This window comes from Tengunoibacter tsumagoiensis (assembly GCF_003967535.1).
Lineage (GTDB): Bacteria > Chloroflexota > Ktedonobacteria > Ktedonobacterales > Ktedonobacteraceae > Tengunoibacter > Tengunoibacter tsumagoiensis.
Genome location: NZ_BIFR01000001.1, coordinates 1,739,924 through 1,762,984 on the forward strand (window position 1 = coordinate 1,739,924; position 23,061 = coordinate 1,762,984).

The window sequence follows — 23,061 nt, forward strand, 5'->3', positions numbered from 1 at the left end:
TAAGAGCTGTATTAAAGTGGGTTAGCCTTTCGTATTGGCCCCCTTTCCCATGCCTGAAAGTATGGGCATCCACGAGCGGAGAGATGAACGTAGTGGAAACGAAACTTACTGCCAAAAAGAGGCATAGTGTAAAAAAGATGAGTCTGGAGCAGCGGGTGGAATTGCGGAGGAGGTATGTTGCCAAAATCCCACGTTGGCGTCATCCAATGGTTGGGTATCTCACTGCCGTGTTTCTGGTTGGCCTCTTCTTACTGAGCTCTCTCCTCTTACAACATTTCCTCGGGCATTTTCAGTTTCCCGCCACGCTTTTTATGCTAGCTGTGCTCTTCTCCGCGCTCCTGTGGGGGACCGGGCCAGCGCTGTTTACCCTCATCTTAAGCACGATCGGCCTGGGCTATTGTTTTTTAACGGATTCATTTGCCTTCTTTGATCATACCTGGCCGGAGAGAGTTACGGCCATCTCCAACTTATTTGATGATTGGCATACGACTGTTCAACTCTTGCCATTTGTCTTTTCTGGCCTCACCATTGCCCTCATTACATCGCAGCGTGAGCGAGCTCGCCTGCAAGCTCTGGCTACTGAACAGGATCTGCAAGAGTATGCACGCGAGTTAGAGCTGATCAATAAACGGCTCGAAGCTGCTGATCAAAGTAAGGATCATTTTCTGTCGGTTGCTTCACATGAGTTGAAGACTCCTATTACGACGATTCGTGGGCAGGCGCAGATGATGCTACGGCGTATCTCGAAGCAGGCAAAAAGTACTTCAGATGTTGAAGGCGTTGAACTGGCTCTTGAGCGCATCAATGAGCAGACGGGCCGTTTGACCAGTCTGATAGATGAGTTATTGGATGTAAGCAGTATTCGAGCAGGTAAGACTGTTTTACACAAGAGGAGCTGTGATCTCCGCCATCTCTGTCGGGATGTCGTCGATGATCAGCGGCTGCTGACAATCCGGCAGATTCAGTTAGATGTACCTGCCGGGCCAGTTAAAATAGAGATTGACGTAGATAGGATCTCACAAGTCATTATTAATCTTGTTAGCAATGCCTTAAAGTATTCGCCCGATGGCTCGCCGGTGCTTGTTGTCGTGCGAGCGGAGAAAGATCATGTGCTGCTTATGGTAAGCGATAAAGGGCAGGGTATCGCCAGTGACCATTTAGAGCATATTTTTGAATCTTTTTATCGCACTCCTGATGCAGAAGCTTCTAAAAAACATGGCCTGGGACTCGGACTTGCCATCGCTAAAGATATCGTAGAGCGGCATGAAGGATCTATCTGGTGCGAATCTGAACCTGGGGAGGGTAGCACCTTCTATGTAAAGCTTCCCTATAAGGCCTGAGAGGCAGGAACGCGTTTACGCCTGTGGCTTCTGCCAGGTCAGGAGATAGCGCCAAAGCAACAGCCGCTGGATACGTGCTTCAGGTAGATGAATAGAAACAGTATTGCGAATCTCCTGCAGAGACATCTCTGCTGGCTTCGTTGGTGCTCCGCTGTAAGACCAGCCATAATTGAGAGCAAAGAAGGTATTCACTGGAATGGCAGCAAGTGCAATGACCATGTCCGTCAGGCCTGATTCACGAAACACCCCAAGCACCGCTAAGACACCACCTGGTCGCAACAACGAGATCATCTTTTCAAGTGCTGGCTCGAACGGCATGTGATGCAGCGAGGCCGTTGCTGTGATGAAGTCAAACTGATTATTCACGTCGTAATGCATAAAGTCGGCTTCGACAAAATGAACACTCGGGTTGCATGTTTTCATCTGTGCCTGTTCGATCATCATACGATCCGGGTCAATCCCCATTACATCGATCCCGAATCGCTCTGCCAGACGCCTGGTAAAACCGCCATCACCACATCCAATATCCAGAGCATTGCGACAATGAGCAGGGATCTGGCTTAGAAGGAGATCTGCATAATGGTTATTATGGTTGTATTGAAGCATAACACTCTTTGACCTTGGAGGAAAAAAGAAGAAAGCCCTTCCTCCCTTTAAGAGAGGAAGGGCTTTCTTCAGGGGCAGGGGAGACAGGACTCGAACCTGCAACAACACGTTTTGGAGACGTGGACTCTACCATTGAGCTACTCCCCTATGAGCGGAGAGGGAGAGATTCGAACTCTCGGAAGGATTGCTCCTTCAGCGGTTTAGCAAACCGCCGCACTAGGCCACTATGCGACCTCTCCCCGCTGCGCGTCAGTCCTTAAACAGATGTGCGCACAGAGAATATACCATACCGCTACCGCTCTGTCAACACCTTTTACAAGCAAATTTTTTAGGCCAACGAAAAAGAGGCCCTGCATTATCGCAAGGACTCTTTCTTACTGTTTGGATGAACGGTTCAGGCATCATACATTAACCAACGACATGCTCAATAGTCTCGATGAGCCGATCGAGATCGAACGGTTTAGGTATGCCGATTAAACATCGTTCAGCCAGAGCCTGTTGATGATGGGTAAGATCATCAGTGGTAATGATGGTTGGTACATGTTCATGGGTGGGATTCCGATGAAGTACGTCTGACAGATCAATCCCATTCATATCGGCCAGATGATAATCGATAATAAAGAGGGTCACCTGCTGATGACTGACTACTTCCAGGGCCTCACGGGAACTTGTTACCAGCTTTGTGTGATGCGGTAGCTCAATTGAGAGCGTAAGCTGCATTACTTCACCGGCGAAAGGGTCATCTTCGACAACAAGAATAGTCTTCATTTCCATTGAAGAGCGCTGGCTGACCATGAATCCCTCCTCTTTTATAAGCTCAAGCAGACAGTGCTTGCCTATAGCTTATTATGACGAAGAATAAGGTGGAAAAGTTTCAATGATTCTGAAGCATGATTTATCAGCAAGCTCATATTTTGTGAGATGAATTGTCTATAAGCCTCTGAGTGAGAAGTTTTTTTCTGGAGAGATGCCGAACGAGAAGTTTTTTTTCCTATTAGGTAGGGATTATTTTGCCAATTGAACTGTAGTTGTGTTATAAGGAGCAAGATAGATTCGTATTGATTGGCGATCGGTCTTTGGAGGCATATTCAGACATGGTTGACTGGATTGGGCAAAAATTAGGTAATTATCAATTAACTCAACTCATTGGGCAGGGAGGCTTTGCCGATGTATATCTTGGCGAGCATATCTACCTCCAGACCCCCGCTGCGATCAAGATCTTACATATGCATCTGGCAAATGAGACGCTGGAAAAGTTTTTGCAGGAGGCTCGCATTATTGCTCGTCTCTCGCATCCAAATATTATTCCAGTGCTTGAATTTGGGATTGAAGGGACAACTCCTTATCTTGTCATGGCATATGCGCCACATGGGACTCTGCGCCAGCGGCATCCACTAGGGACACAGATTCCTCTTCCGACTCTTTTGCCCTATGTCAATCAGATGGCATCGGCTCTCCAATATGCGCATGAGAAACTGATCATCCATCGCGATGTGAAGCCGGGAAATATGCTGATTGGTCAAAATAATATGTTATTGTTGAGCGATTTTGGTATAGCAACCACTACCAGTTCGGCAACCGCTCAGCATGAAACGGCTCAGATGATTGGAACGACCATCTATATGTCGCCCGAACAATTTAGCGGGAAGGCGTCTGCGGCCAGTGACCAGTATGCTCTAGGGATTATTATCTATGAATGGTTGAGTGGGGTTCCCCCTTTCAATGGCTCGACGATGGAGATCGCGGTCCAGCATATGCAGACGCCTCCTCCTTCATTGCGCGAGAAGATTCCTTCGCTCTCCCCACTGGTTGAGTCTGTCATTATGCGTGCATTGGCGAAAGAGCCACAGGCACGTTATCCACGTATCCAGAACTTTGCAGAGGCTCTGGAGTTAGCGGCGGCTCAGCCAGTTTCACGTTCTTCTTTTCAGACCCCTTCGCGCCAGCTCTTTTTACCTGCAACATCAAATATGCCCTCACAGCCACGCAGCAATAGCGGCCTTCTCTCAGGAGAGTATGCCTCGGCAACTATTGCGGGTTCGCCTTTTCCGGGTCCACAACCAGTTACCACGAATCCGCGCATTACTGGTGCGCCACAATTTCAAGCGCCCATACGACCAGCTATTACGCGCAATCTGCAATCTCCACCGCCCCCATCTTTTATCTCTCCTCCCCCTCTTCAGACAGGAGGAGCTCGACTTTCTCGTCGTCAAATGGTGATAGGGCTGGGAGCTGCTGCTATTGCTGTCTCGCTTGTCGCTGCCGCCAGTGCTGAAGCCATCTGGAATGGAGTGACGCAATCTTCAAGTCAGGCCAATACAGATCCTTCGCCAACCAGTGTGCGGCCTACGGCAACGACAGCCCCAACGCCCACCGCTACCAGTACACCCGATGCTACAGCGACCGCGCAGGCCGCGACTATTCAGACGATTATTAACGCAACCAATTCACGTCCCACTCTTATCTCACGGAGTCCTGGCTTTATTGATACATTGATTCGTGGCGCTGACAACACGCTCTGGCATCGCAGCTACGATGGGAGCTGGCATCCCTGGGAGACATTAGGGGAATCGCTGACCTATGATCCAGTGGGAACTTCTTCCAGCGCAGGGGTGTTTGATCTCTTTGTGCGTAGTGCCAGCAGTTCATTGCAGCATAAACTTATAGATGGTACGCCACGCAACTGGGATGACCTTTCGGGCGTCATTACGTCGGACCCGGCGGCGGTCGCGCAATCTCCTGGTTTGCTGGATGCATTTGCTCGCGGCCTCGATAATCAACTCTGGCAGCGCAGCTTTGACGGAGCTACCTGGCACGATTGGGCTCCTTTGGGAGGGCAACTGGCCTCTGGTCCTACTGTAACATCCTGGGCACCGGGTCGGATGGATGTTTTTGTGCGTGCAATGGATAATACGCTGGGACATACATGGTTTGATGGAAACTGGCATCCCTGGGAATCGTTGGGGGGGAGCTTTGTTGGCACGCCGTCTGCGACTTCACGAGGACCGAATCTGCTGGACGTCTTTGTCCTGAGCCCATCGAATACCTTGCAGCATCTTAGCTTCAACGGCTCTGCCTGGCTTCCCTGGGAAGACCTTGGTGGTACTTTTGCGACCGTCTCACCCAGTGCTGTTGCCTGGTCCACCAATCAGATCGAAGTCTCTCTGCGTCGGACAGATAATGTCCTGGGTCACGTCTGGTTTGATGGAGCCTGGCATCCCTGGACTGCCATCTCATGATCTCAATCTATTCATTTCCGATCTGTTATGAGTGGTAATCGCTTTAAGCATTTCGTTGTGAAAGCAGCATCCACCCCAGATCGATCACATAGAGTACAATCACGATATCGCCCAGGGTCGTGGCCCACCACCCTGCTGGCAATAACTGGTCTACTCCCCACAGTATAAAGGCTACGCTAACGATCAGAGCTTTTAGCAGATCCAACGGTCTGGGGCGCAGGATAAGTAGAAAGGCCAATGAGGCTACTCCAATCAATAGCAACGGAGTAGCTGAGATGAGGGCATGAGCGGACGTCGCAAAAGATAGATCATATCCCAGGAGAATGACCCCCGCCAGCAGGGCAAGAATGGCCAGCGAACGAGTGCTGAGGGTCAAAAAGGAGCGATATGGTGGGGCTTTCTCGGGCCCTTCCCGTCTGCTGGATAGTTCAGTTGCTTCAACCAGTTCGTTCATCTATCGTAACTCTCCAATTGTATAGAGCCTTCCTGCTCTATGACAGGCCGATCTATACGTATTTTTTCTTATTCTATCCTGACATCGTTCACACTTCAACCATCCCTGGATTTATAGAGGTAAAGCAGCCACTTTTTCATATGCAGAAAGCTTGACTTTTCCTCCCCAACTCAGGTATATTAGTTAGTGTGATATGTACACTAAGTCAAAATAAGGTCCAGGCAGATAAGGGAGCGAAACATTTATGAAACTCTATGCATACTTTAAAGCTGAACCTACTGAATATGTCTTAGCCTATACAAATGGAAAGGTTGTGCGTCAGGGTGCGGGCCAGGCTTTCTGGTATTGGGTTCCAAACACCTCGATTGCGCTTCTTCCGACTTCAATTATTGATGCTCGCTTTGTCTTTAATGAAACTACCATTGATTTTCAACCAGTGACTGTGCAGGGGCTTATCACCTATCATGTTGTTGCTCCTGAGACAGTGGCTGAACAATTTAACTTTACAATTCAGCCGCAGACGCGTGTCTACAAAGCTGAGGGGCAGGCCAAGCTAAATGAGCGTTTAATAGAGATTGTACATACCCATACTCGACAGCAATTGCGCCAATTGACGCTGGAGGATGCCCTCCGTAGCTCTGAGCGGATCGCCAGTTCGGTTTTTGACCAGCTGCGTTCGGCCAACGAGCTTAGTGAGCGTGGTATTACATGCGATAGCCTGTTCTTCTCATCCGTCAAAGCCACACCTGAGACCACAAAGGCATTGGAGGCTGAGCATCGCGAAGCCCTGCAAAGGCGGGCCGATCAGGCTATCTATTCTCGTCGGGCTGAAGCTGTGGAGCAAGAGCGCAAAATTAAACAGAATGAGTTAGCTACCTCGATTGCTCTAGAGGAGAGGCGTCAGACGCTGATTAAGTTGCAGGGTGAGAATACGCGTCAGGAGGCTGAGTTTGAGGCTGCGGCTGAGCAGATTCGCCTTGTACCTTTTCAGCAGTTAACTTCTCAGCAGTTGTTGGGCCTGGCTTTCCGCGACTTTGCCGAGAACGCTCAGAAAATTGGCAATCTGACGATTAGCTCTGAGATCCTTGAGCAGCTCTTAAAACCCGGGTCGCGCTAATCTTCTCTTTCACTGAGAGAGCGTGTTGTGATAATGCAGAGAGGATCTCTATGGCGATTGAACGTATTGTGGTTGTGACAAAAAAGACGGCCCTGGAAGAGCTGGTCTACCGTCTAAATACGCGCGAGCAGGCTCGCTTTTATATTGAGCAGAATGGCGTCTCTTTTGTCGATTATGAGCAGGCTGATCGGCGCTATCAGGCAGCTGTACAGAGCATTCGCCAGAGCCTGCCACGATCGATAAAGAGTCAGTTTATTGATCGTGATTTTCTTCCTCTCTATCAGTTCTCTGAGCATGATCTGGTGATGACTGTAGGGCCTGATGGGCTGGTGATCAATACAGCCAAATATCTGGATCAGCAGATGATCATGGCTATCAACCCTGATCCAGAGCGCATCGATGGGGTTCTGCTTCCCTTTGTTGTCGCTGATATCGCTGCCTATCTGAGCACCATTTTGCGTGGACAGACGCCACATAAAAAGATCTCAATGGTGAAGGCGACGCTCAACGATGGGCAGGTTCTTTATGGAGTGAACGATCTGTTCATGGGGTCGCGCAGTCATAGCTCGGCCCGTTATCAATTGACCTATGCCAGACGTACTGAGCAACAGAGCTCAAGTGGCATGATTATCTCAACCGGTGCGGGCTGTACGGGCTGGTTGAGTTCGATTGTGCAGGGAGCATGGGGAGTGATGCAATACTATGGGGGAGCACCGTCTGAGCCTCCATCTTCTCAGCAGATTGCTCTAGGTTGGGAGTCAGAGCAGCTCTGGTTTACGGTGCGCGAGCCATTCATCTCTAAAACGAGCCGCGCCGGGATCATTTTTGGTCAGATTGCCGCTGGACAGGAGCTTATTATTACATCTCAGATGCCCAATGAAGGTATCATCTTTAGTGATGGTATTGAGGCCGATTATCTCCCTTTTAATACGGGGACGATCGCGCGCATTGGTCTGGCCGAACGCAAGGCACATGTATTGATGAAAAGTTCAATTGCTTAAAGAAGCACCTGCGTGTGATGGTCAGGAGATGAGGGTGGAACAAGGTGGAGTGGGTTCCGACGGCCATGATGAGATGAAAGGGTGACGAGGCGGAGTGGGTTCCGACGGCCATCATGAATGATGGGCCTTACCGACTTAAGCGATAAATCGCTGATGATAGGCAATTTATCGCTTAAGGGTGTGACGAGGCGGAGTGGGTCACCTGGAAAGAAGGAGATCTCCGTTTTTGGGTTCCATCTGTCTTCTTTGTGAGGCAATCACCATTCATGATGGCTGTGGTGAAACATCTTTGCAGATGCTATTCGTTGATAGGTATGGGGGAAAGCTGCTCCATCTCTTGTTTGAAACGTGTTTCAAGGTGCTGCTTTTCGGCTGGAGGCAGAAAGCTATAACGGACACCATTGAGGAGGATCTCGTTGATGGTTGGCAGATCCAATTGGAATTCACGGGCCAGAACGGCTACTTCATGATTCATGTTGGTGTTAAAGAGCGGCGGATCATCGGTATTGATCGTGACAGGGACCCCGGCTGCATACAGAGCTGGCAGGGGATGATGCTGATAGCTTTGATAGACGCCCAGGCAGATATTACTGGTAGGGCAGACCTCAATAGGGATCTTCTTTTCGGCGAGATAGGCAACGAGTTCGGGATCTTCGCTGGCCCGGACTCCATGTCCCAATCGTTCGGCTCCCAGGGTGCGTAGAGCTCCCCAGACGCTCTCGGGCCCGACCGTCTCGCCTGCATGTGGAACGCTATGGAGGCCAGCGGCTCGCGCTTTATCGACCCATGGTGCAAACCATTCGGGTGGATTTCCAACTTCGGCCCCTCCCAGGCCAATCGCAACGACCCCTTCATGTTGCAGTTCAATTGCCACAGCCGTCGTATAATCAGCGCATCTTCTTCGGTGCTCATCCTCGTTCACACGTACCAGATCAAAGACCCAGCGCATCTCGACCCCAAAATCCTTCTGTGCTCGCGCTCTGCCTCGCTGTAAACCGGTAAAATAGATCTCATGTGAGAGCCCTAATAAAAAGTAGTGCGTGCTGGGCGAGAAAGTGATCTCCGCATAACGAACATTCTGACGCGCCATCGTGGCCCCGAATTCATAGGCAATCAGTTCATAATCTTCAGCTGTGCGCAGACAGGATGTTGCTGCCACAAAGATCTCTATAAAATGATCAAAATCGCGATAACGAAACCAGTCTTGCATCTCGGCCACACTTTTGACTGGTAGATCGACTCGATTGCGTTCGGCCAATTGAAGAAGCGTCGCTGGCGCAATGGCACCCTCCAGATGGACATGGAGCTCTGCCTTGGGCACACGTTGAAGATATGTTTCGATCTGTGAAGTGAATTTCATGATATCTCGTGCTCCAGTGCTATGTATAGTAATAACTGTAACGCCTCAGGATGTGTATTCTTATGATTATAGAATACTAAGCTTACAGATTGCTAAGTTTTAAGATGATAGGATACCAGGAGATGAGTACTGGAGGCTTCTTCTGGCAATGGGACGCTTTTCATCTCCAGTGGTGAAGCCCTTTTATGAAGGTCTCCAACAAAATTGGGAAACATCTTTCAATGGAAGGAGAGGAGCGCCTCAGTTCTGGGGTGATATGATAAAGGTGAACGAGCATTGTGTAGTCCAGAAAGGAAGAATACGGTATGCCTGAAATTGATGGCGATCATCAATTTGGATTTGATACGTTGGCTCTGCATGCGGGCCAGCGACCTGATCCTGCGACCGGGGCCCGCGCCGTCCCCATTTATCAGACCTCCTCATTTGTATTTGATGATACCGATCACGCTGCCCATCTCTTTGCGCTTCAACGCTTCGGCAATATTTATACAAGGATTATGAATCCAACGACGGCGGCCTTTGAGGAGCGCGTTGCGGCTCTAGAGCGAGGCGTTGGCTCAGTAGCGACTGCCTCGGGCATGGCTGCACAGATGGCCGTTATGATGACGCTGCTCCGACCAGGTGATGAGCTTATTTCATCGAGCAGCCTCTATGGTGGAACCCATACGCAGTTTGATCTAACGCTGCGGACCTGGGGGATTCATACCATCTTTGTCGATAGTACCGATCCAGAGAATTATCGGCGAGCCCTGACTCCTCGCACGCGCGCCTTCTATGGTGAGACCATTGGCAACCCACGCGGCGATATCCTTGACATTGAGGCTATCGCGCAGATCGCCCATGAGGCAGGTGTGCCCCTGATTGTAGATAATACGTTTGCCACTCCTTATCTGTGCCGCCCATTTGAGCATGGTGCCGATATTATCGTCCATTCCGCCACCAAATTTATTGGGGGCCATGGCACCTCGATTGCTGGCGTTCTGGTCGATAGTGGGAAATTTCCCTGGGATAACGGTAACTTTCCACATTTTGTGGACCCCTCTCCAGGGTACCATGGCGTGCGCTTCTATGAGACGTTTGGCGATTTCTGTTTTGCTATGAAAGCTCGTGTAGAGACGTTGCGCGATACTGGCCCGAGTCTGAGTCCGTTTAATTCTTTCCTGTTGTTACAGGGTCTGGAGACGCTTTCATTGCGCATGGAGCGTCATTGTCAGAATGCGCTTAAGGTTGCGCATTTTCTGGCTGAACATCCGGCGGTAAGCTGGGTCCGTTATCCTGGGCTTCCAGACGATCCTGCTTATCCGCTGGCTCAGAAATATCTTCCCTCTGGCAAGGGAGCGGTCTTTACCTTTGGAGTGAAGGGTGGCTATGAGGCTGGAAAAACGGTGATTAATACTGTCCGCCTGTTCTCGCATCTTGCCAATGTGGGCGATGCACGTAGCCTCATTATCCATCCAGCCAGCACGACTCATCAACAGCTTTCAATGGAGGATCAACTGGCAGGTGGCGTGACGCCAGATCTTATCCGCATCTCGGTTGGTCTGGAGGATATCGCCGATCTTCTGTGGGATCTTGATCTGGCGCTTAAAAAGTCCTCTGAATCCATTGGTTAGTAGAATGGCTGGTTTATCAGGAACAAGGAGATGCTATGACCACAAATCCAGATATGTATGAGCGTTTCAAGCTTCTACAGACCTATCGACGAATCGCGATTGTTGGTCTCTCGGCTGATCCCTATCGGCCAAGCCATTTTGTGGCTATCTATATGCAAGCTGCAGGTTATGAGATCATCCCTATTAATCCACGCTATGCAGGGAAAGAGATTCTGGGGCAGCGCGTCTTTCGCTCGTTGACGGAGGCTCAGGCAGCGGGGAAAGAGATTGAGATCGTTGATGTTTTTCGTAAGGCCGAGGAGACTCCAGCTCTGGCTGAAGAAGCAATCCGCATTGGGGCCCGCGTGCTCTGGCTCCAATTAGGTGTTGAGAACGATGAGACGGGGCGTATTGCCCACGAGGCTGGTCTGACCTTTGTGCAGAATCGTTGTGTCAAGATTGAACATGCTCGCTTCTTTGGTGGACTCAATACGATCGGGCTCAATACAGGGATTATTCTGGCAAAGAAGCTCAAATAGCGAGTTCACGTTTGAGGAAGGAGACGTTATTATCACATCATAATCAATTTTGCGTATAAAACACTGTAAAGTAGGGAAAGTCGCTTGTCTCTTTCCACTGTTGCCACTCCGCTGTGTGAGCCCCTCTATAGCTCAACGTGAAACGGAAAACGGGATATGATGTGATGGTTGGGCTCACATGGTGGAGTTGCACGATCAGGAAGGAGACTCCCCACTTTTCTTATCACATCATGATCTATTTTGCATATAAAAAACTGTAAAGTAGGTAAAGCCGCTTGTCTCTTTCCTCTCGTCCCCTGTCGCTGTGTGAGCCCCTCTATGGTCAATGGGAAAGGATGTTATGGAGGGGCGGGCATGGTGGAGTGGCACGATCAGGAAGGAGACAAGCGACCTTCCCTACTTGTATTATTACATAATAATCTATTTTGTGTATAAAATGCTGTAAAGTAGGGAAAGTTGCTTGTCTCTTTCCACTGCTCCTGCTCCGCTCGGTGAGCCCCTCCATGGCTCAATGGGAAAGGGAAAGGATGTTATGGAGGGGCGGGCATGGTGGAATGGCACGATCAGGAAGGAGACGCCCTACTTGTCTTATTATATCATAATCTATTTTGCATATAAAACACTGTAAAGTAGGGAAAGTTGCTTGTCTCTTTCCTCTCGTCCCCTGTCGCTGTGTGAGCCCCTCCATGGCTCAATGAGAAAGGGAAATAATGTTATGGTGGTGCTCACATGGTGGAGTGGCACGATCAGGAAGGAGACAAGCGACCTTCCCTACTTGTCTTATCATATCATGATATATTTTGCGTATAAAACAATGTAAAGTAGGGAAAGCCGCTTGTCTCTTTCCACTCTCTGGGCTCCGCTGTGTGAGCCCCTCCATGGCTCAATGGGAAGCTATGCTCTGGAAAGGCTTGCTTTGGATCTCAACTGCATGGTATGCTTAGAACATACGTTTGTTTGAAGTGTGAGGAGTGTTCGTTTGGCACGTTCAAAGGTGCAGGTAGCCTCTGCTTTGCAGAGAGAGGATGAATATCTGTTTGGTTGGGACCCAATGCCTGGCATTGTCTCGGTCTGGGCGCAGCGTGATGGGCAGGCCGTTATCTGGCAGCGTATCAATGGGCGGATCGTCAATCATACTGAACAGTATCGTCCCTGGGTATTAGCAACGTCATTGCGAGATCTGGCTCACCTTGGCGATGCACTCCAGCCAGTGAATGAACGGAAGCCGGGCAAAGTCCTGGTCCGTTATCATAAGTTGAAGGGCCCTGAGAAGTCTTATAGCTATCTTGTATTCGCGCGCGATCTGCCAACGCTTGAGCAAGCGATCCTCAACGGGGCCATCACGCGCCTGAAAAAGCCATTGAACAGTCTGATGGAGATTGGCGATGACTATTATCGCGTGGGAGTTGTTGAGCAGTATCTGATGGGGACAGGGAGAGTCTATTTTCGAGGTATGAACTATCAAGATCTCCATCGTCTCCAGTTTGATCTTGAGACGACTGCCCTCGACCCTCACCGTGGGCGCATCTTTATGGTGGCCATTCGCGATAATCAGGGCTTTGAGCTGGTGTTGGATGCTCCTGAGCCCGACGACGAGGCAGTTCTCATTAGCCGACTCTGCTCGATCATTCAGGAGCGAGATCCTGATATCATCGAAAATCACAATTTATTTGGTTTTGATCTTCCTTTTCTAGAACATCGTGCCATGGCCCATGGGATCTCGCTGGAGATTGGTCGCCGTGGCGGCTCAATGGTGCTGGAGAGCTACCCCGAGACCCTTGCAGTAGGGCCCGATGCTCGTAAGCGGACGCGCTATAGCGTAGCTGGACGAGAGCTGATCGATACACTGGACGCTGTCCGCCGTCATGATTATGTCGTTCGTGATATGCCCAGCTATGGTCTCAAAGATGTTGCTCGCTATTTTGGCATTGCCTCTCCTGAACGTGTCTATATTGAAGGCGCAGAGATCTTTGAGACCTACCGTAGTCAGCCAGCGCTGGTTCGTCAGTATGCTCTGGATGATGTGACCGAGGTGGATGGACTCTCTCGTCGTCTATTGGGTGCCCCCTTTGCATTAGCTGGCATGGCGCCTCGCCGCTACGAACGGCTGGCCTCGGCTGGTCCTGCGATGGGGATTCTTGAGCCAATTCTGGTGCGGAGCTACCTGCGGGCTGGTGCTGCCCTGCCGTACCAGGCCGCAAAACAGAGCGCAGAAGATGGTCTGCACGAGGGCGGAGCGGTTCATCTCTTTGCAGAGGGAGTCGCTGAACACGTAGTTAAGGCCGATGTTGCCTCGCTGTATCCATCATTGATGCGTACATTCCAGATTGGACCTGCCTGTGATCGCCTGGGTGTTCTGCTCAGTATTTTAGGGCGTTTAACCGATCTTCGCCTGACGCATAAAGCAGCGGCTCAGACTATATCTGACCTTTCAGGCGAGGCCAATCCTCATATTGCAACCCAGGCCGCCATGAAGATCTTAATCAACGCAGCCTATGGCTACATGGGTGCAGGTTCCATGGCGCTCTTCGCAGATGGGCAGGCCGCAGGTGAAGTCACGCGCCGGGGGCGTACTATCCTCACTCAGGTGCTCGATTCGTTACGCCAGCGCGGTATGGCCTTAATTGAGGCCGATACTGATGGCGTCTACTTTGCCGTTCCACCAGATTGGACGGTTGAACAGGAGCGCAAGCTGGTCAGTGAGATTGGAGCGCAGCTGCCGGTGGGCATACGATTAGAATATGAGGGGCGTTATCGCGCCATGCTCAGCCACGAAGTTAAAAACTATGCCTTACTCACCTACGATGGAGGGCTGATTGTTCATGGCGTGGCGCTACGCTCCAGTCGAGCCGAGCCCTTTGGCGAACGCTTCTTGCGCAAGGCCTTGAAGTGTGCTCTTCTGGGGGATATCCAGGGGGTTGCAGATGCCTATCAGGAGACAGTACAGATGTTGCGTCAGCGTCAATTTACGGCCTCCGATCTCGCCACCCGTGTTCGGCTCTCAAAAACGCCAGAGGCCTATCGGCTGACACGAGCAACCCATCAGGAACAGGCTTACGAGGCTCTTCTGAATGCTGGCCGAACTCACTGGTATCCGGGGGAGCGCATCCGCTTTTATAAAGCACGTAACAAAACAGTCGTCTGGCTGCCTGATGAGACAGAAGAGGCTCCGGTGAGCGATGATTGGCGTGAGCGGGTGCGTACTGGACGCTCATCTCAAACTCCTACCAATCTGCCACAGCATGCTGAAGTAGCGAAACGCCGTGATTATGATGTCGAGCATTATCTGCATGTGCTGGTGACCTCTTATGCAGCTCGTTTGCGTAAAGCGTTTGAGCCAGCGGATTTTGAGCAGCTCTTCCGCATTGATGCGCAACCAGGGCTCTTTGACGAACCGATTGAGAATATTCAGCCGCGCTGGATTCGTTGTTCGCAGGACCTCTAGCCGCTACATCCTTCTCACCTCAAAGCTTTTTGATCCATTTGCACAGGCCGTGCTATAATACTACAGGCATTGCTTTTGGCTACCGGCTCGTTCATCACCATTGCAATCGCCCCGTCAGTCTAGCTCCAACTCTTAGAGATTGCTGCTCTGTGTCTGAAGATGCAACCATGCTACAAATACTTCTTTGACGGGTCAAAGACCAGTTTCGCATATGATACGGGCAGGCCATATGAAGATATCTATCAAACATACGGCCCTGTCATTGCGGAAAGAAGATGATTTTCATTCTTATAGTTCAGATTGGCTTGCATGGTCTCTCATCTTAAAAATCTTATTCAAATGTCTTCATGGTGAGAAATGGATATAACCTTTACTAATGCTGCTCTTCCGCAGTCGCCAGCGCCTATCTGGCCTGCTGACGCGTGGGAGCAATTACGCTTACAACAGATATTGCAACAGGCCAGCGAACGGGCCAATACCATTCATCAGCCAGTGCTTGCTAGCTTCACCCATGCAGTGTGCCCCTGTGATCCGCTCCAGTATTTTCAGGCCTTTCATACTTTACACCTGGGTGAATGTTTCTATTGGGAACGGCCTTCTGAGCAACGAGCACTGGTCGGTGTGGGCGCAACGGCAACCATTCAGACGACTGGCCAATCCTGTGTGCAGGAAGCGGCTGAAATCTGGCGTCAACTCCAGGCCCAGGCTATTCTGGGTCAGGGAAGCGCAGCTATCCCAGATCGGACCAGTGGGCCATTGCTCTTTGGTGGTTTCACATTTGACCCACTCACTCCAACCACTGAGCTCTGGCAGGCCTTTCCCGATGGTCTCTTACTTCTGCCCTATCTGCTGTTCCATTGTGATGAGACCTGCGCAGCTCTGACGATCAACTTGCAGGTAGCCCCCGACGCTGATATCGCTTCTCTCACCGCCGAGATCAGCGCTCACCTGCATACTTTGGAACAGGCTCTTGCCAGGACGTTACCGCAAGAGACTGATCGCTTGCCTGCTCCCTCGCTTCAGATCGAGGATCTCTTATCTGCTGACCTGTGGATGGAACAGGTCGCTGCTACTGTGAAGCGGATCAAGCAGGGGGCATTTGCAAAAGCGGTGCTGGCTCGTGCTGTTCGTGTGACCAATCCCAGGCAGGATTTTGATGTGATACAGACGCTGAAGCGGTTGCGCGAGAGCTATCCCGTTGCCTATGTGTTTGCTATTCAGCGACAAGAGCAGTACTTTGTAGGGGCAACCCCAGAACGGCTGGTCTGTGGGGCTGATGGGCAGATTCAGACGATGGCCCTGGCTGGATCTGCTCCGCGTGGCAAGACAGAAGAGGAAGATCGTCAGTTGGGCGAGGAGCTTCTGCATAGCCAGAAGAATCAAGGCGAGCATCATGTGGTCGTCTCAACGATTCAGAATGCGCTGGCAGCTCTCTGTTCGCGTGTCTGGGTTGGAGATGCGCCACATCTGTTAAAATTGAAGAACATTCAACATTTACAAACACCGATCACTGGCGATATGCTGCCAGGACATAGTATTCTGGAAGCGATCGAGGATCTTCATCCAACCCCAGCTGTTGGTGGCTCGCCTCGCCAGCCAGCCTTAGAGGCTATTCGTGAACTGGAACAGTTGGACCGTGGCTGGTATGCTGCGCCGATTGGTTGGATCGGGCATACGGGCAATGGTGAGTTTGCGGTTGCCCTGCGTTCAGGACTCCTTCATGGTCATCAGGCCACCCTCTTTGCTGGTTGTGGTATTGTGGCTGATTCTGATCCTGAGAGCGAATATGCTGAGTCCTGTCTAAAACTACAAGTGATGCTGCGTGGTCTGAGCGGAGAGGAATAAAGAGAAGATGTCCCAGATGGCAATTACCGACGGCAATCCCGCCAATCCTACCTATGTGTATGTTGCTGCATTTGTGGATGAGTTGCAGCGAGCCGGTCTGCATCATGTTGTGATCTGTCCAGGCTCTCGTTCAACGCCGCTGGCGCTTGTGCTGGCTGAACAGCCTGCTATTCGCGTCTGGATGCATGTCGATGAACGCTCCGCAGCTTTTTTTGCGCTAGGGATGGCTAAACGGCTCCAACAGCCTGTTGCGCTGCTCTGTACGTCGGGGACTGCCGCTGCAAATTTCTTTCCTGCCATCGCAGAAGCACATCTGACACATATCCCTTTGCTGGTGCTGACTGCTGATCGACCACATGAGCTACGTGATTGTGGTGCTCCACAGGCGATTGACCAGAACCGGCTTTATGGCACCCATGTGAAATGGTTTGCTGAGGTGGCTCTTCCGGAAGCTTCCAATCCGGCACTTCGCTATATTCGGACGCTTGCAAATCGTTCGGTTGCATTGACGACGGCTGTACCTGCAGGTCCTGTGCATCTTAATTTCCCTTTTCGTGAGCCCCTCACGCCCAATCCTCAGGCTGATCAACCTCTGCTAGCTTCTTCACTGCGCGATCCACTCGCCTGGGGGGGCCGTTCAGAGAATGCTCCCTATATTGCTGTCTCTGATGCTCCCCTAGGCTCAGTTTCGGCTGAGACTATTGCGCGGTTAGCAGACCAGATGCAAAGCTCTCAAAGAGGTTTGATTGTTGTTGGCCCGATTGTGCAACCCGAGCTTACGCAGCCCTTGCTTCAGCTTGCGGCTCGCCTCGGCTATCCGCTTCTGGCCGATCCATTGTCGCAGCTACGCTCAGGGACACCTGAGCAGAGCCCCATTATCGCAAGCTATGATGCTTTTCTACGTCTGGATTCTTTTACAGATACCCATGAGCCTGAGCTGGTTCTCCGCTTTGGAGCAATGCCCGTTGCCAAGCCCTTACTGCTCTATCTGAAAAAGTATGCTCATTGTCCACAGATTGTGGTGGATGGGCAATCTGGCTGGGAAGAACCAACGCAACTGGCTGAAGAGATGCTGCATACTGATCCCGCCAGTTTCTGTCGGGAGCTCCTGCAAACGCTTGGCGATCAACCAGTGGTCAATCGCTGGCTCCAGAGCTGGCTGAAGATTGAGCAGGTGACGCGTCAGACGCTCCATCGGGTGATTGAGGATTTTACCCCGCTCTTTGAGGGCCGCGTCTTTCGTGAACTGGCCTCGCTCTTACCAGAGGGCGCAACGCTTTTTGCTGGTAATAGTATGCCTGTGCGCGATCTCGATACATTTTTCTGGAATGTGGCTCATCCTGTACGCGTTCTGGGCAATCGTGGTGCCAATGGTATTGATGGAGTTGTCTCGAGTGCTCTTGGAGTCAGTTCTGCTCAAAAAGAGCCAACAGTCCTGGTGATTGGTGATCTCTCTTTCTTCCACGATCTCAACGGACTCTTAGCCGCTCGCCTGCATCAGCTTCATCTGATTATCGTCCTGATCAATAATGATGGTGGCGGAATCTTTTCCTTCTTGCCGCAAGCAGAGCATCCCGAACATTTTGAGCAATTGTTTGGCACACCCACTGGCCTCGATTTTGCACCTGTTGTACAGATGTATGGTGGCCGTTTTCAACGCATTACCGATTGGAGCTCTTTCCGCCACAGCTTTCGTACTGCGCTTCAGGAGCAGGGGCTGCAAGTTTTGGAGCTACAGACCGATCGTGCCAGCAATGTGAGTTTGCATCGTCAGCTCTGGCGAGCACTAGAATCGGAGCTGCAACAGGAGAGCTAAAAACGTGAAGCTAACTGAACCACAGCACGAATTGCTATCAATAAATGGAACTGAGCTGAGCGTTCTTCAGCAAGCGAGCATAGGGACAGAGCGAGGAACAATCGTCCTGCTCCATGGCTTTACAGGTAGCGCCAACAACTGGCTGCCTTTTTTCTCGCCACTGATGCAGTCTGGTCTGCGGGTTATTGCTCTGGATATGTTGGGACATGGCCGATCTTCTGCCCCGGACGATCCTGAGCGCTATCAAATGCATCATGTGCGGACGGACGTGCTCCTGGCTTTGCAACAGCTCGGTGTTCAGGCGGGAACAGCAATCCTGCTGGGCTATTCGATGGGAGGGCGTATCGCATTGGGATGTGCATTGTCGGGATACTTTCGCGCTCTGATTCTTGAAAGCGCCTCCCCTGGCTTGTCCACCGCAGTCGAGCGAGAGGAGCGTCGAGCGAGCGATGAAGCGCTTGCCGGACGGATAGAAAAAGATGGAGTTGCTCGCTTTGTTGAGGATTGGGAGCGGCTTCCTCTCTTTGCCACGCAGCAGCACCTTTCACCAGCTATTAGAGAGAGGCTTCATGCGCAGCGGATGCAAAATCGTGCTGTCGGGCTTGCCAATAGTCTGCGCGGCATTGGCACAGGAGCACAACCAGCCCTCCATATGGAGCTAGCAACGCTCGATCTTCCAGTACTCCTGTTAGCAGGAGCTCTGGATCAGAAGTTCTGCGGCATTGCTCGTCAGATGGCACAAAGCCTGCCGCATGCACAGTTACAGATCATCCCAGAGGCTGGTCATACGATTCATCTCGAGCAGCCAGCAGCGTTTCTTATCCATGTGCAGGCGTTCTGTCAATCAGTGCTATGATAGAACCAGCACATGTCTGCCGACGGCAGAGATGAAATGCAGATACATGTCTTGTCTTGTCTTGTGATATTTGCGCTTCATACCAAATGAGCGCTATTGTATAAGGAGCACAGCTAATGTCAGTAGCATGGCAACAAGTAAAAGAGTATACCGATATTATTTTTGAGAAGTACGAAGGCATGGCCAAGATTACGATCAATCGGCCAGAGGTACGTAATGCTTTTCGCCCGCAGACAGTGGACGAGCTTATTGAGGCCTTTAACCTCTGTCGCGATGATCAAGAGGTTGGTGTGATTATTCTCACTGGTCAGGGAGAGCTGGCCTTCTGTTCTGGAGGAGATCAGCGGGTGCGTGGAGAAGGTGGCTACGTTGGTACTGATGGGGTGCCGCGTCTTAACGTACTTGAGCTACAGAAGATCATTAAATATATTCCGAAACCTGTGATTGCGATGGTCGCTGGTTATGCTATCGGTGGTGGGCATGTGCTTCACCTGCTCTGTGATCTCTCGATTGCCGCAGACAATGCACGCTTTGGTCAGACAGGCCCACGCGTTGGAAGCTTTGATGCAGGCTGGGGTGCAACCTATCTTGCTCGCGTTGTTGGTCATAAGAAAGCCCGCGAGATCTGGTATCTCTGCCGCCAGTATGATGCTCAGGAAGCCTTAGATATGGGGCTGGTCAATAAAGTTGTGCCGCTGGCACAGTTGGAAGAAGAGACCATTCAATGGGCACAAGAGATCCTGGAGAAAAGCCCCATTGCCCTTCGTTTTCTCAAGGCCGCCTTTAATGCCGATACCGATGGTCTGGCTGGTATTCAGGCACTGGCTGGCGACGCCACTATGCTCTATTACATGACCGAAGAGGGGAAAGAGGGCAAGAACGCCTTCCTCGAGAAGCGCAAACCAGATTTCTCAAAATTCCCTCGCCTCCCCTAAGCGCTGTGGCAGAAGAGCCCAGCCAGGGTTGCCAGGATAGCTGTTGATAGGTATCAGAACAAAGAGACCATTTTGAGTCAAGCAAGCTATCCTGGTTCATTTATTCAGGCATATTGGAACTTGCTGTGGAGGATGCGCGATTGAATAGAGAGACATCGTCTGGTGATGCAGCTACTAGGATCTCCCAGCTTCAATGCTGGCCCTATCAGATACCTGTTCCAACCGGTTTTCGTACAGCGCATGGCTCCTTGTTTGGACGTACAGGGGCTATTATTGAGCTACAGACTGCTGCAGGGCAGACGGGACTTGGTGAGATTGCGCCTCTGCCGGGTTTTCGTGGTGAGAACCTGGATGAGGCTCTTCAGCCCTTGCCTCAGTTTCTCGAACAGATGAAAGGATGCTCGCTACAGGAGGCATTACATCTGCTGTATCAGACGCCATTATCTGGTTCGACCCTGTTCGGGCTGGAAGTGGCGCTTCTGGACGCATCAGCGCATGTGCAACAGCGTTCGCTCAGTAGTCTATTAGGCGCGGAGCCACGATCCTCTGTTGCGGTTAACACCGTCATTGGAGCTCAGAGCCTTGAAGAGACGGTTCAGCAAGCGCAGATGGCCGTTGAGGCAGGCTTTCAGTGCCTAAAATTAAAGGTTGGTCATGAGCCAAAGATAGATCTTAAGCGTATTGCTGCGGTAAGGGCAGCGATTGGATCTGAAATTAAACTTCGGTTAGATGCAAATGAAGCCTGGGATATCGCTCATACACAATCCTTTCTTATGGCCTGCGCCCGCTATGATATTCAGTATATCGAGCAGCCAATCAAAGCCGAGGATCTTGCAGGAATGAGAGCGCTGCGGCTCTCTGTTCCTATCCCGATCGCTGCTGATGAAGCGGTCTCAGATCTTGCCAGTGCCCATCGTGTCCTGTCGATGCAGGCGGCTGATATCCTGATCATTAAGCCACAACTGGCGGGTGGAATTCGCAGTAGTCAACAGATCATTCAAGAGGCCAGTGCTCGCGGCGTACAATGTGTGATTACCAGCAGTATTGAGAGTGGGATTGGAATTATGGCCGCCCTCCATCTTGCAGCCGCCACGCCGCAGATAACGCTGGAATGTGGTCTCGCAACGCTCAATCTTCTGGCTGATGATCTTATCGTTGAGACACCAGTTATTTCAGGCGGCAACTTTTTCGTTCCAGATGCAGCGGGCCTGGGGGTTACCCTGGATCGCGTTGCTCTACAGAAGTATTACAGATGAGAGATGCCATGAATACAACCGATTCATCGACCATCTTATCAAATTGGCTGGCTCGTAGTGCTGAAAATCGACCGCAACATCTGGCTATTGCTTGCAATGGACTGCGCTGGACCTTTAGCGAACTGGATCGTCAGGCAACCCTTCTGGCAGAAAAGTTTGCGCTGGCCGGAATTGGCGCTCAGAGCCGTATTGCTGTCCTCACGGGCAGTGGCCTCCCTTATGTCGCCTGTGTGCATGCCCTGATGCGCCTGAAGGCTATCCTTGTGCCTCTTAATCTAAGGCTGACGGCACAAGAACTTAGCTGGCAGTTACGAGATGTGCAGGCCATAGCTCTTCTTAGCGATCTGGCCCATCAAGATCTGGCCCGTCAGCTTGCGCAACTGCTGCCTGACCTCCCGTTGGGCCTTCTTCATCATCCATCACCAGAAGTTGGACTCACCCCCCTTGTTGATCAGCAATTACCATTCTCTGTGAGACCGGTCCAGTCAGTTGCACCGCTAAACTGGACTATCAACCTGGCGGACACCCAGGCCATCATGTATACCTCTGGTACAACGGGAACGCCCAAGGGAGTTGTACTGACCTATGGGATGCACTGGTGGAATGCCGTTGGCTCCGCCCTTAATCTTGGCCATCAACTGGATGATATCTGGCTGGCCTGTATGCCGCTCTTTCACGTTGGGGGTCTGTCAATCCTGATGCGTAGTGTGATCAATGGTATCAGTGTGATTCTTCAGGAGAAATTTGAGCCTGCAGTAGTCAATCAGACCCTTATCGATGAAAAGGTCACGATTATCTCGGTGGTTGCAATTATGTTGCAGCGGATGCTCGCTGAACTGGATACACGAGAGCCTGGAGGGCGCTATCCAGAAGCTCTTCGCTGCGTATTACTGGGTGGTGGACCGGCTCCACGCCCCTTATTAGAGGATTGTGCATCCCGAAAGATACCTGTTGTACAGACCTATGGGCTCACTGAATCCGCTTCTCAGGCGGTCACGCTTGCGCCCGGCGATGCTCTCCGTAAGCTTGGGTCGGCGGGCCGTCCCTTACTGCCAGTACAGCTCAGTATTCGCAATGAAGGACAAGTGGCTGCCCCTAATGAGCCAGGCATTATCTGTCTTAAGGGACCAGGTATTACCCCTGGCTACGATCATCGTCCCGAGGCTACCGCTCAAGCCATTGTCGATGGCTGGCTTTCGACAGGTGATATTGGCTATCTCGATGAAGAGGGGTATCTGTATGTGTTGGATCGTCGGAGTGATCTTATCATCTCAGGGGGAGAGAATATTTATCCAGCAGAGATCGAGGCAGCGCTCCTTGCACATCCAGACGTCCAGGAGGCGGGAGTCTGTGGGCAAGCGGATACCCGATGGGGGCAGATCCCTATCGCCTTTGTGCATTTGCAGGCTCAAAGTGTTGCTACAGCCGAGCAGCTTCTGGCCTATACAGAACAGCGCCTGGCTCGCTATAAAGTCCCACGTGCTCTGTATATTGTTGGACCGCTACCACGTAACGCCTCCGGTAAACTTCTGCGCCGCGAATTAAACAAGTTGCGGCCACCCTCATCATCGTAATTGTTGGTGTCTATCGTATCAAATACATCGCCCCTCTCTATGAACTTAGATTGTTCTACAGCGCGGCCAGTCTCCAGCAATTTGGA

At 51.2% G+C, this 23,061-nt stretch carries 17 protein-coding genes and 2 tRNA genes; 13 read left to right on the top strand and 6 right to left on the bottom strand.

Annotated elements, in window-relative coordinates; genetic code table 11:
• Positions 1–92: 92 nt before the first annotated feature.
• Positions 93–1,340, top strand: a complete 1,248-nt coding sequence (locus EL628_RS06745) for a sensor histidine kinase (protein WP_161975312.1) — start codon at positions 93–95, stop codon at positions 1,338–1,340.
• Positions 1,341–1,355: 15 nt separating this feature from the next.
• On the opposite strand, the gene EL628_RS06750 is transcribed toward EL628_RS06745, so the two are convergent.
• The 4 genes from EL628_RS06750 to EL628_RS06765 all read right to left on the bottom strand — a co-directional run bounded on the left by EL628_RS06750 (position 1,356) and on the right by EL628_RS06765 (position 2,741).
• On the bottom strand, positions 1,356–1,946 hold the full coding sequence (locus EL628_RS06750; RefSeq protein ID WP_126579207.1) for a class I SAM-dependent methyltransferase: 591 nt from the start codon (positions 1,944–1,946) through the stop codon (positions 1,356–1,358).
• 75 nt (positions 1,947–2,021) lie between these two features.
• Positions 2,022–2,093: transfer RNA gene (locus EL628_RS06755), tRNA-Trp, on the bottom strand.
• Positions 2,094–2,098: 5 nt separating this feature from the next.
• A tRNA-Ser gene (locus tag EL628_RS06760) sits at positions 2,099–2,185 on the bottom strand.
• A gap of 169 nt (positions 2,186–2,354) precedes the next feature.
• Positions 2,355–2,741 (bottom strand): response regulator, encoded by a 387-nt coding sequence (locus EL628_RS06765; protein ID WP_126579208.1) that lies wholly within the window; start codon positions 2,739–2,741, stop codon positions 2,355–2,357.
• A gap of 299 nt (positions 2,742–3,040) precedes the next feature.
• Between EL628_RS06765 and EL628_RS06770 the strand changes: the two genes are divergently transcribed.
• On the top strand, positions 3,041–5,185 hold the full coding sequence (locus tag EL628_RS06770; protein WP_126579209.1) for a protein kinase domain-containing protein: 2,145 nt from the start codon (positions 3,041–3,043) through the stop codon (positions 5,183–5,185).
• A 43-nt stretch (positions 5,186–5,228) separates the two neighbouring features.
• On the opposite strand, the gene EL628_RS06775 is transcribed toward EL628_RS06770, so the two are convergent.
• Positions 5,229–5,639 (bottom strand): hypothetical protein, encoded by a 411-nt coding sequence (locus EL628_RS06775; RefSeq protein ID WP_126579210.1) that lies wholly within the window; start codon positions 5,637–5,639, stop codon positions 5,229–5,231.
• Between the two features lie 244 nt (positions 5,640–5,883).
• On the opposite strand from EL628_RS06775, the gene EL628_RS06780 reads away from it, so the two are divergent.
• Together EL628_RS06780 and EL628_RS06785 are read left to right on the top strand one after the other, a co-directional pair.
• Positions 5,884–6,756 (top strand): SPFH domain-containing protein, encoded by an 873-nt coding sequence (locus EL628_RS06780; RefSeq protein ID WP_126579211.1) that lies wholly within the window; start codon positions 5,884–5,886, stop codon positions 6,754–6,756.
• Between the two features lie 50 nt (positions 6,757–6,806).
• Positions 6,807–7,757 carry a diacylglycerol kinase catalytic domain-containing protein gene (locus tag EL628_RS06785; RefSeq protein ID WP_126579212.1) on the top strand — a complete coding sequence of 317 codons (951 nt, stop codon included), beginning with the start codon at positions 6,807–6,809 and terminating at the stop codon, positions 7,755–7,757.
• A 298-nt stretch (positions 7,758–8,055) separates the two neighbouring features.
• On the opposite strand, the gene add is transcribed toward EL628_RS06785, so the two are convergent.
• Positions 8,056–9,117, bottom strand: a complete 1,062-nt coding sequence (gene add / locus EL628_RS06790) for an adenosine deaminase (RefSeq protein ID WP_126579213.1) — start codon at positions 9,115–9,117, stop codon at positions 8,056–8,058.
• Between the two features lie 305 nt (positions 9,118–9,422).
• Between add and EL628_RS06795 the strand changes: the two genes are divergently transcribed.
• The 9 genes from EL628_RS06795 (at position 9,423) to menE (ending at position 22,975) form a co-directional block, all read left to right on the top strand.
• Positions 9,423–10,730, top strand: coding sequence for an O-acetylhomoserine aminocarboxypropyltransferase/cysteine synthase family protein (locus EL628_RS06795; protein ID WP_126579214.1), 1,308 nt, complete (start codon positions 9,423–9,425; stop codon positions 10,728–10,730).
• Between the two features lie 35 nt (positions 10,731–10,765).
• On the top strand, positions 10,766–11,248 hold the full coding sequence (locus EL628_RS06800) for a CoA-binding protein (protein ID WP_126579215.1): 483 nt from the start codon (positions 10,766–10,768) through the stop codon (positions 11,246–11,248).
• A 979-nt stretch (positions 11,249–12,227) separates the two neighbouring features.
• Entirely contained in the window at positions 12,228–14,693 is a 2,466-nt protein-coding gene (locus tag EL628_RS06805; protein WP_245994011.1) for a DNA polymerase domain-containing protein, read from the top strand.
• A gap of 357 nt (positions 14,694–15,050) precedes the next feature.
• Entirely contained in the window at positions 15,051–16,538 is a 1,488-nt protein-coding gene (locus tag EL628_RS06810; protein WP_126579216.1) for an isochorismate synthase, read from the top strand.
• A gap of 7 nt (positions 16,539–16,545) precedes the next feature.
• A complete protein-coding gene (menD, locus tag EL628_RS06815; protein ID WP_245994013.1) occupies positions 16,546–18,354 on the top strand; it encodes a 2-succinyl-5-enolpyruvyl-6-hydroxy-3-cyclohexene-1-carboxylic-acid synthase in 1,809 nt (602 codons plus the stop codon).
• A 4-nt stretch (positions 18,355–18,358) separates the two neighbouring features.
• Complete coding sequence (menH, locus tag EL628_RS06820; protein WP_218028878.1) at positions 18,359–19,210, top strand: 2-succinyl-6-hydroxy-2,4-cyclohexadiene-1-carboxylate synthase; 852 nt, start codon at positions 18,359–18,361, stop codon at positions 19,208–19,210.
• 116 nt (positions 19,211–19,326) lie between these two features.
• Positions 19,327–20,145: a 1,4-dihydroxy-2-naphthoyl-CoA synthase gene (gene menB, locus EL628_RS06825; protein ID WP_126579217.1), complete on the top strand. Its 819-nt coding sequence runs from the start codon at positions 19,327–19,329 to the stop codon at positions 20,143–20,145.
• Between the two features lie 140 nt (positions 20,146–20,285).
• Positions 20,286–21,401 carry an o-succinylbenzoate synthase gene (menC, locus tag EL628_RS06830; protein ID WP_161975313.1) on the top strand — a complete coding sequence of 372 codons (1,116 nt, stop codon included), beginning with the start codon at positions 20,286–20,288 and terminating at the stop codon, positions 21,399–21,401.
• A gap of 8 nt (positions 21,402–21,409) precedes the next feature.
• Entirely contained in the window at positions 21,410–22,975 is a 1,566-nt protein-coding gene (gene menE, locus EL628_RS06835; RefSeq protein ID WP_126579219.1) for an o-succinylbenzoate--CoA ligase, read from the top strand.
• The last annotated feature ends 86 nt before the right edge of the window (positions 22,976–23,061 follow it).